At 41.0% G+C, this 11,501-nt stretch carries 5 protein-coding genes; 3 read left to right on the top strand and 2 right to left on the bottom strand.

What is annotated here, in order from left to right; genetic code table 11:
- The first annotated feature begins 151 nt into the window (after positions 1-151).
- Complete coding sequence (locus tag WKT11_RS18515; protein WP_118419895.1) at positions 152-3,553, top strand: carbohydrate-binding domain-containing protein; 3,402 nt, start codon at positions 152-154, stop codon at positions 3,551-3,553.
- 171 nt (positions 3,554-3,724) lie between these two features.
- On the opposite strand, the gene WKT11_RS18510 is transcribed toward WKT11_RS18515, so the two are convergent.
- Complete coding sequence (locus WKT11_RS18510; protein ID WP_117677422.1) at positions 3,725-5,137, bottom strand: alanine/glycine:cation symporter family protein; 1,413 nt, start codon at positions 5,135-5,137, stop codon at positions 3,725-3,727.
- Between the two features lie 349 nt (positions 5,138-5,486).
- Here WKT11_RS18510 and WKT11_RS18505 point away from each other — a divergent pair, with 349 nt between their 5' ends.
- Positions 5,487-6,731, top strand: coding sequence for a serpin family protein (locus WKT11_RS18505; protein ID WP_117677421.1), 1,245 nt, complete (start codon positions 5,487-5,489; stop codon positions 6,729-6,731).
- A 39-nt stretch (positions 6,732-6,770) separates the two neighbouring features.
- Here the strand turns inward: WKT11_RS18505 and WKT11_RS18500 are convergent, their stop codons facing one another.
- On the bottom strand, positions 6,771-8,624 hold the full coding sequence (locus tag WKT11_RS18500; protein WP_118575101.1) for an ATP-dependent nuclease: 1,854 nt from the start codon (positions 8,622-8,624) through the stop codon (positions 6,771-6,773).
- A gap of 243 nt (positions 8,625-8,867) precedes the next feature.
- Here WKT11_RS18500 and mutS point away from each other — a divergent pair, with 243 nt between their 5' ends.
- Complete coding sequence (gene mutS / locus WKT11_RS18495) at positions 8,868-11,498, top strand: DNA mismatch repair protein MutS (RefSeq protein ID WP_117677419.1); 2,631 nt, start codon at positions 8,868-8,870, stop codon at positions 11,496-11,498.
- Positions 11,499-11,501: the final 3 nt, after the last annotated feature.

Raw genomic sequence — 11,501 nt, 5'->3', positions numbered from 1 at the left:
CTGCATGAGGACGCAGGCGGTTATGTGTTGGTAGCTGTCATTTCCTTTACTGTGGCAGTCGTGATTACCGCATTATGTATCAAATTCAGAAACAGAGGACAAAAGAGTCAAGGCGTAGAAGATCATGTATAAAGAAAGGAGAGGTGAAAGTATGAAGAAAAAGTTATTAGCCGGGATTCTGGCACTTGCACTGTGTTCCACAAATATGCCCCCCACTATATTTGCGGGGGAATTTACTTCCGGAAATCCGGATGTAGTGTCTGAGGAAGAAACTCTGGAGATTTTTACCAATGAGGAGCAGGAAGCAGTAGGAGAGACAGATGAGGAACTGTCTGTATTCAGTTCGGAGGATATTCCTGAATTTAACGATACCCCCGATGAGGCAATGGCTGCTGCGGAAAATGCACAAAATGAAGTAATTGATTTAACTGATAATACTAAGGTTTCGGGTGGAGTTTATACTATAACTTCGGCAGGAGATTACAAATTCACATGCAGTAATAGCCAGGAAACAGCAAATAGAATTGTGGTTGATGGAACACATATTTCAGAGAAAGACAACATCAAGATTTATCTTGATAATGTAAATATCAATACGTCTACTGGTTCGGCGTTGCAAATTCAAAGTAGTGTTCAAGCTCAAGTTTACATATATTTAGAAGGAATCAATAAGCTTAACAGTGGATGGAATGCAGCCTTACAGAAAGATAACGCTGCCAAACTTACAATAGATAACTCTCCAAACACTACCGGAGAATTAATTGCCATAAGTAGTTATGGTGCCGGAATTGGCGGGGATCACTTTAAATCCAGTAGTGACATTACCATTAGAGGTGGCTCCGTAACTGCTACTTCTACTTTTGGTGCCGGAATTGGCGGGGGTCAAGGGAATACCGGCAGTAACATTGCCATTAGAGGTGGCTCCGTAACTGCTACTTCTGATTTTGGTGCTGGAATTGGCGGGGGATCTAACGGAGGCAGCGGCAGTGACATTACCATTAGCGGTGGATCCGTAACTGCTACTTCTGATTCTGGTGCCGGAATTGGCGGGGGATCTAACGGAGGCAGCGGCAGTAACATTACCATTAGCGGTGGATTCGTAACTGCTACTTCTAGTATTGGTGCCGGAATTGGCGGGGGATTCGGGAACACCGGCAGTAACATTACCATTAGCGGTGGATCCGTAACTGCTACTTCTACTCGGGGTGCCGGAATTGGCGGGGGATCTAACGGGGGCACCTGCAGTAATATTGCCATTAGCGGTGGATCCGTAACTGCTACTTCTACTTATGGTGTTGGATTTGGCTGCCCTCCCCACAAGAACTTAAATAGCACTGGTAATAATCCAGAAGTATATCTCTGTACTGTTTCTAATCCTCAAAAAAGAAATATAAGTATAGATGGTGTTGACTGGATAACATATAATCATGTAACTAATAATTCTGTCGATAATAACCTGTATGCATGGCTAACTGGCGCAGATCACACTATAACTGTCGGGAATGACAAAAGGACATATTCTTTCAATCAAACTAACAACCAGTTTATTCGTATAAAAACAGATCCCACCGCTGCCCAATTTGATTATACGCAGCTCAATTTTACATATACTAAAGATACCCCTGTTGATATTAGTAACTATATTGAATGGAAAGATGATATCACCGGTCATGGTACAATTACTCGTGTAACATATTTTAAAGAAGATGGAACTTCACTCATAAACAGACCTACAGATGCAGGTACTTATACTTTTAAGATTAATGTGGATGAAGGTGACTACTACAATTCAGCCAATGACATATCTGCATCAGAATGGGAATATGTCATTTCAAAAGCACAAGCACCTTCAAATAAACCAACCAATCCTGCAATATCCGTACCATGGTCCTGTAAGAAAGTAAATGAGATTGTTCCTAATCCTCTTCCTGAAAATTGGGAATGGCAAGATTCAGATAAAACTAAAGATCTGAATGTCGGAGACAATACCGCTACCGCAGTTTACACTGGCGAAGACGCAAACAAAGGAAACTATGACACAGAAGTTGTTACTTACACAATCACCAGAAAAGCATGCACGCACGAACACACCGCCGGACGTTATTACTCCTCTCCATCCTGTACTTCCAGCGGATATAGCGGAGATACCTACTGCACAGACTGTAATGAAACACTTTCCTATGGTTATACCATTTCCGCATACGGTCATGACTATGACAATGGCGTTATCACTACAGAACCAACTACAGAAACTGACGGAATCATAACTTACACCTGTAAACGATGCAAACATCAGGATACAAAAACCCTCGGTAAACTTGGCGACGGGGAACCTTACATTGAGGGAAGTTTCCAGAAGAAAGGCTGGGATGCTGTCAATAATCTGATTAAGGCTTCCAAAGAAAAAGATACCATCTCCATTATCATGAATGGTGCCAGGACACTTCCTGCTTCTGTTTTATCCGGGATAAAAGGCAAAGATATTTCCCTGAACCTTGATATGGAGAATGGTTTCATCTGGAAGATCAACGGTACTTCCATTACAGCAGAAATACCTGCGGATACCGATCTTTCTGTTACAAACACAGCAGAATATATCCCGGCAGCATTATACAGCCTGATCTCCGCAAACCAGAATGATTTCGGTTTCCATCTTGGAAGAAGCGGAGCTTTCGATTTCCCGGCTGTGCTTTCTGTAAAAACAGATGCCTCCTGTGCAGGACTTATGGCAAATCTGTTCTGGTATGATGTTGAGAATGGGGTTCTGCAGTGCATCCAGACCGTAACTGTAGGCGGTGCATTTGAGCGCAGTATTCCATATGCTGACTTTACTCTTTCCAAAGGACAGGATTATTTCATAGCATTTGGTACAGAATCTCTCAATGGCAGAGTCATTCACACAGACGGAAGTATCACAGATGAAAACGGTGCATACCTGCGACCTGCCAACACAGAGATATCCAGCCACTCCATCGACAGAAACAAGCTTACTGTCAGACTTTCCAAAGGATGTGCGGGCGCTCAGGGTTATGACTTCGTGATCAGCAAGAAATCAGATATGCTCAAAACCGGAAAGTTCAGCAAAACAGTTTCCTCAACCGGCAAGCCACAGGCATCTTTCAGATATCTTTCAAAAGGTACCTGGTATGTGGCAGCCCGAAGCTGGGCTCTGGATGCACAGGGCAATAAGGTCTATGGTTCCTGGTCAAAGATTAAGAAGATTAAGATCACTGTTATCACACCACAACAGCCAAAGATCAGGAATATCACTGTAAAAGGAAACACAGTGACTGTTACTTACACAAAATGCAAAAATGCCACAGGTTATGAAATACTGCTTGGAACCAAATACAAGACTTCCGCAGGTGAGAAATATCCGGTTAAGAAATATGTGAAACGTACAGAAGGCAAAAATACCGTAACTGTAACCTTTACAAACGTAAAGAAAGGCAACTGGTATGTGACAGTACGTTCCTGGAATAGAACCTCCAAGAACAAGTCCAGAGTTTACAGTCCATATTCCACAATGAAGAAATTCAAGACAAAGAAATAGGTTCTCTTTCTTGGATGTTACAGTGAAATAATAAAACATGATATCATCTGAATATAAAAGCAGGGCAGAAACAGTTTTAATGCTGTTTCTGCCCTGCTTTTGTCTGATTTCAATGGGAATTTTTTACATTGCATTTTTGTCTTTCCGTCTGGGATTTTTATTAACTATTGGTTAGTTTTTTTCATTCCAGTAATCTGTTTTTTGTTTCAGGTCAATATTCTTACTGAAAAATACAGGATTCTTTTTCTGCTGAATCTGTATTTCGTAATCCTTTAATGCCTTCACTACAGTATTGGACAGTATCAGGATTACCGGAATGTTGATCAACGCCATTACCCCCATCAATACATCGGAGATATGCCATAGTAATGTCATTTCCATACCTGCACCAAAAAATACTGCCAGTGCTGATACAATGCGAAATCCTGTCATGAATTTCCTGCCCGGTTGTTTTTTATGAATATAAGTCAGCAGATTGTCACAGTAGAAACAATTTCCCAATAATGTGGTGAAAGCAAATAATACCATGGCGATCATGATAAAATATGGGCCAAAAGAACCAAGTGTCTTGTGAAGTGCTGCCTGCACCCATGGTGCACCCTGAAGTTCTTTTGCAGGTATCACACCAGATACCAGACACATCATGGCAGTTGCAGTACACAATAATAATGTGTCAATAAACACAGACAACATTTGTACAAGTCCCTGCTTGACCGGATGGCTGACTACTGCAGACGCTGCTGCATTTGGTGCAGAACCAATACCTGCTTCATTGGAATACAGACCTCTTCGGATCCCCTGCATCATGGCCGATCCGGCAAAACCGGCAAAAATGGCTTTAAAGTCAAATGCTTCTTTGAAAATCTGTGCCATGACTGATGGAAGCTGTCCGATGTTCAATACTACGACCAACAGGGATACCAGAATATATGCAATTCCCATAAATGGCACCAGGGTAGAGGTTACTTTTACAATTCTGTTACCGCCACCCAGCAGACACCATCCCATTACCAGTGCCAGAATTCCTCCAATGATCCAAGGCGTGATATCTGCATTGTAAAATGGCTGGCCGGCAAAGGTAGACTGAAGATTGTAAGAAGCTAGCATATTAAATCCAAATGCATAAGTCAGGATCATGGCTATACAGAAAACCACTGCCAATCCTCTGCTATGCAGTGCTGCTTCTATATAATAAGCAGGACCACCATAACACCTGCCATCTTCCCCTTTTTTCTTATATATCTGTGCCAGTGTGCTTTCTGCCAAAGCTGATGCACTGCCAAGAATGGCAATGATCCACATCCAGAACACGGAGCCTACACCACCGATGCAGATAGCGGAAGAGACTCCAACAATGTTGCCTGTCCCTACACGAGATGCCGTAGAGACCATCAGTGCCTGAAAGGATGACACACTTTCTTTTCCCTCTGGCTTCTCCATGACAGCATTACAGGCTTTTCGGAATAAACGTACCTGCGGAAATCTGGTCCGAATAGTAAAATAGATGCCGGAACCAATTAATATCACAATCAGCAATTTGCTGTAAAGAAATGTGTTGATTGCGTCAATGATCGTTTCAAACATAAATTCTCCTCTCAACAGAATTTTTATCATAAGTTACTGTTCTGTACATGACAGATACATCGGGCAAAAAACCCAGATTATTACTATGATACAATATTTTTGCTTCTTTGAAAAGGAAATCTTTCATTGCATAAAAATTACAGTTGGAGCTTTTTGATATAATTATCCAAAAAATGGAAAAGTAATTTCTATCGAGATCAAGCGGGATAAGCTTACTTTGTCATTCCTGATACGGAATCCCCTAACACCAATGTACCTGCAATGTTGAAGGTATTCTATTTTCCACAGATTACAGAACCGAAAGAAAAATATGTTAAACTAAAAAAAATGCCAGAGGAGGAAATGCCTTATGATAAGAAAACAACTCTTAATCGGAATACTGGCAGCTATGACTGTCGCACTGCCAGCTGTCGGCATATATGCCGTTTCCGCAAAAGCCAGTGAAATCCAAAGCAGCAATGAAGACACGGTGTCCGGTAATAAAGGAGCCAGTATCGACAAAGCCGTAACATTACAGAATTCCGTAAAAATGACAGACCAAATCTCTGCGGCAGTCAATGGGGAAAATATTATGTTCAGTCCCACAAGCCTTAATTTTGCGCTGGGCATGATCGCAGCAGGTGCAAAAGGAGAGACAAAAGAAGTTCTATGTAATTACCTGGGAACCGATGATTTTGCATCCTATGCAAAGGAATATCTGAACAAGATTAAAGAATATAATACTGAAGATGAGAGTTACGGATATAAGTCAAAATTAAAGATTGCAGATGCAGTCTGGGTGGATAATAATCTGACATTACAGGAAGAATTTAAAAATTCAGTAACGAACGGTTTTGGGGCTGAAGTGGAAAATGTAGATTTTTCCGCTGCCGAGAAAACATGCGGTATCATTAATTCCTGGTGTGACAAAAATACGGAAGGGCTGATCCCGAAAATCATAACCCCGGATCTGATCAATGATACTACCGGACTGTGCTTAACTAATTTACTATATTTTGAGTCCGGATGGAGTGGAGAACCCTGGAATGTTTCTGATACAGAAGAGAAGTTTGGAAACAATGAAAAGACAAAATACATGACCTGTGCCGGAGACAGGTATTATGAAAATGATAAGGCAACAGCATTTGACAGGGAGTATGCAAACGGACTGAGTTTTGTCGGAATCCTGCCTGTCGATGAAGGCGATTTTACACTTGAGGATCTGGATATTGGTGGACTTCTGAAATCTCAGCCAGAGTATGACGAAGTACAATGTAAGATGCCAAAACTTGATTTTGAGACTACCGCCATCCTAAATGACATACTCTCAAGCCTGGGGCTTGATAATATATTTTCCAGCAACGCTGATTTCTCTGGTATTGCAGACAAAAATGTAAATGTAGATACGATACTGCAGAAAACAAAACTGGAACTGGATGAAAACGGCACGAAAGCAGCAGCGGTGACAGCAGTTATCATGGAATGTATGTCAGCTGTAGAGGAGAAAGAACCAGTTATCAAAAATGTGGAACTCACTCGTCCTTTTGCCTTCCTGATCTATGACAGGAGCAATGACGAAATACTGTTTATGGGAAAAGTAATAACAGTTTCCTGATGAAAAGGGGATGCCATGCGTGGCATCCCTCTTCATGAATTATTTTTTTCTGTTCTCAAAATAAACAAAACGGTCAATTGCATCCAGAATATCTTTAAAAGTATCCCTTGGAGCCTCCTCTATATAGGATTTGAGGATTTCAGTTTCGTTTTTACGGAATCTTCCGTAAAAGATATCATATAAATTATGTCCGCGGAGACAGATACGGATTTCTTCCATATGTTCTCTGATATCTGTAGTATTTTTGAGAGCATGGCCGATCATTTCTGTGAGATGCTGACCGCTTTTTAATTTGTATAGATATTCATTCCACTTTTTCAACAGGATTTCGTAGAAATCATCCTCACTTTTTATCACTCCGATTTTTTCCATTATCTTCGGATCCAGGAAATAATTCTCAAAGGAATAATACTTCAGGATCAGAACATTTTCTCGAGTCACACGCGGCAGTCTGTCCATATCCTCACGGTTACGAGCCTCATAATACCTGCACAGGGAAGAAGCCAGTTCTTCTGCATCTTTACCATCCCCATCCCGGATCATCAGGAAATTATCACGCAGATATGTCTGATTGATATATTTAAGATTGGCATAAGTTTTTATGTTAGTGCAGCTGTTAGTAGAAATAATGGAAATCCTTGACAAATTTCCTTTCTGATCGTAAATTTCAGAATAATATTTTTCCAGAAGCAGTGGCAGCCGGCTTTTGTCCTGTTTACCTTCCACAATAAAGACAAAGCTGACATTCAGAAGGTCACTGGCAGTAAATCCCAGATCATCCAGGATTGCAGAAAGATTTGTATGGCTTCGGATCACTGAATATCCATCCTCATCCAAAACCATCTGACGAATCTGCCTGCTGTTAAACTGGAACAGCAGATTTGGGGAATGTGTTGTAAAAATAACCTGGCTTTTTCTGGAAAGTCTGTACAGAATTTCACTGGATTTCTTCTGTAAGGTAGGGTGCAGGAAAATCTCCGGATCTTCCATAAGAATCATTCCAGGGACACGTTCTTCATCCTCCAGATAGGATTCCAGCAGAGAAAGCATATAAATACTGCGCATTCCTTTTCCCAGAGAAGAAATATGTTCCGGTACGTGCGACTCTTTTGACTCCAGATATGCATTTACCTGAAAAATCCTGTCTGTATTGCAGGTCAATTCATAACAGATGGTTCCAGATGTACCGCCGTTTTTATGAAAGTTTTCGTTGACTCGCTGAGAAAAACTGTCAAGATTCAGTTGGTACAATTTATATTCTAAAAGTTTCTCAGTCTCAAAAGCATTTAGCTGAGACGGCATTTTTTGATTTATCAGTCCGATACAGGAAAAACAGTGATTGCATTTCTTGGAACGGTCAAAAAGGCAGCAGTCGGCGCGCATCTGATTCAGCAGATCATCTTCCATAAATGATAAGAGACTATCCTGAATTCCGTTCAGATCACGTTGACTGTCCAGATAATATATCTTTGGAAAAACTTCTCGAATGGCAGGATTGTTTTTGTGATATCCATCCGACAATCGAATACGCCCATTGTAATTAGCAATGTAGGAAAATGTCAGCATATTACCTTTATAGGATGGGAGCTTTTTCTGAAATTCCCTCATCCAGATTTCCATTCTCCGGTAGGAACTGACTTTACGGAGTCTGTGAAGAAGTTCCAGGTCTTCCTGTGTGATTTCAAGAGTGATATCAATCTCTATATTTTGTTTTTTTTCATTAAAATCAGTTTCTGCAATCTCGTATTGCCCGCCTACTGCGCAGAGCGCGCTGAGAACTGCTGTTTTTCCCACGTTATTTTTTCCAACCAGTATTAAGGCATTTTCTATATCACAGATTTCAAGACTGCGAATGTATCGGAAGTTTTTAATGTGAAGTTTCTGGATACGCATAAGATTCCCTCTCTTTTTTACAGAATTGTACGATTTTTATAAAAATCAAAGACTATTCTGATAGATTTCCATATATGAGAATACTATAATTATAGCATCTGCAAAAGTAAAAAATCAATCGGAAACAATGTAGTTCTTGCATCTTCTATTTATTCATGTTAAAATCTTAAGATGTCAAAAATACAATATATATGAGATAAAAAACAGTAGTGAGCTGTTATGAAGATAGGAGATAACAATTAAATGGCAATGAGTCCGATGATGCAGGAATACTGCAAGACAAAGGAACAATATAAAGACTGCATTCTATTTTACCGTCTGGGAGATTTTTATGAAATGTTTTTTGATGATGCATTGCTTGTCACCAGGGAACTGGAGATTACCCTTACAGGAAAGGACTGCGGATTAGAGGAGAGGGCACCCATGTGTGGTGTCCCTTATCATGCTGCGGAGACTTATATTAATCGTCTGATCGAGCGGGGTCATAAGGTAGCAATCTGTGAGCAGGTAGAGGATCCTAAAAAAGCCAAAGGACTGGTAAAGCGTGAGGTTGTAAGGATCGTAACCCCAGGAACCACACTGGATGCTGCTGCTCTTGATGAGACAAAGAATAATTACCTGATGTCTATTGTGTCTATGGAAGAACATTTCGGATGCGCTATTGCAGACATTACAACAGGTGACTGTTTCCTTACTGAGGTGGACAAACCTCAGAAACTTCTTGATGAGATCAATAAATTTGTTCCTGCAGAGATTATCTGTAATGATTCTTTTTATATGTCTAATATAGATACAGATGACTTGCAGAACCGTCTTGGGATTTGTGTTTTTTCATTGGATTCCTGGTATTTCGATGACGAGTTGTGCCGCCGCACACTAAAAGATCATTTTCATGTAGGTTCTCTGGAGGGATTGGGCGTTGGTGATTATGACTGCGGGATCATTGCTGCAGGAGCTCTTTTCTTATATCTGAAAGAAACCCAGAAAACAGCCTTGTCCCATATGACAACTATCCGTCCCTATGCAGCAGAAAAGTATATGCTGATTGACAGCTCCAGCCGCAGGAATCTTGAACTTGTAGAAACATTACGTGAAAAACAGAAAAGAGGTTCTCTTCTCTGGGTACTGGATAAGACAAAGACTGCCATGGGTGCCAGAACACTTCGCAGTTATGTAGAACAGCCATTGATCGACAGAGATGAGATCGAGGAACGTCTTGAGGCGTTGGAAGAGTTAAATAAAAATGGAATGCTTCGCGACGAGATCAGGGAATATCTGGGACCTGTCTATGATCTGGAACGACTGATCAGCCGTATCAGTTATAAGTCAGCTAATCCGCGGGATCTGATCGCTTTTGCTTCTTCACTGGAAATGCTTCCATATATAAAACAGGTATTAAAAGAATTTAAGACTCCCCTGCTTCAGAAAATTTATGAAGATATGGACTCTCTGGAAGATGTAACAGATCTGATTAAACGTGCCATCGTGGAAGATCCGCCTCTTGCACAGAAGGATGGCGGTATTATCAAAGAAGGTTATAATGAAGATGTAGATAAATTCCGCCGTTCCAGGACAGATGGTAAGAAATGGCTTTCAGAACTGGAAGCAAGGGAACGTGAGCGTACCGGTATCAAGACAATGAAGATTAAATATAATCGTGTATTTGGTTATTCACTGGAGGTTACCAATACATTTAAAGACCAGGTACCTGACAACTATATTCGTAAGCAGACACTTTCTAATGCAGAACGTTACATTACACAGGAATTGAAGGAATTGGAAGATTTAATTCTTGGTGCAGAGGACAAGCTTTATGCGCTGGAATATGAATTATTCTGTAGTGTGCGTGATACTGTCGGTAAAGAGGTTGTGCGTATTCAGAAAACAGCCAAGGCAGTAGCCGCATTAGATGTGTTTGCTTCTCTTGCACTGGTTGCAGAACGAAATCATTTTGTGCGTCCAAAAACAAACACAACAGGTGTGATTGACATCAAGAATGGCCGTCATCCGGTTGTAGAGCAGATGATTGAGAACGATATGTTTATTGCAAATGATACATATCTGGACAACCATAAAAAAAGGGTATCCATTATCACAGGTCCAAATATGGCAGGTAAGTCTACATATATGAGACAGACTGCCCTGATCGTACTGATGGCACAGATCGGAAGCTTTGTCCCTGCTGAAAAAGCAAACATCGGAATTGTTGATAGAATCTTTACACGTGTAGGTGCATCAGATGACCTGGCAAGTGGTCAGAGTACATTTATGGTGGAGATGACAGAAGTTGCCAATATTTTGAGAAATGCAACTGCAAGAAGCCTTCTGATCCTTGATGAGATTGGACGTGGTACGAGTACTTTCGATGGACTTGCCATTGCGTGGGCGGTAATCGAACATATCAGCAACACCAAGCTCTGTGGTGCCAAGACTTTATTTGCAACTCATTATCATGAGCTTACCGAGTTGGAGGGAAAAATCCCAGGAGTGAATAACTACTGTATCGCAGTCAAAGAAAAAGGAGACGATATCGTATTCTTACGTAAAATTGTTCAGGGTGGTGCAGATAAGAGCTATGGTATTCAGGTTGCCAAGCTGGCAGGTGTGCCTGATTCTGTAATCCAGCGTGCGAAGGAACTGGTAGAGGAGCTCAGTGATGCGGATATTACGGCAGCAGTAAAGGATTTAACCACGACGAAAAAGAAGAAGCCGGTATATGATCAGATGGATATGGCACAGATGTCCCTGTTTGATACCGTTAAAGATGATGACATCATAGAAGAAATCAAGGGTCTTGATATGGGAAATATGACTCCTATCGAGGCAATGAACACACTTTATAACCTGCAAAACAAGATTAAGAACAGATGGTGATAA

Origin of the sequence: Blautia sp. HCN-1074 (assembly GCF_037890165.1) — a bacterium.
In the GTDB taxonomy this organism is placed as follows: Bacteria; Bacillota; Clostridia; order Lachnospirales; family Lachnospiraceae; genus Blautia_A.
This window is presented reverse-complemented; position numbering and strand designations above follow the sequence as displayed.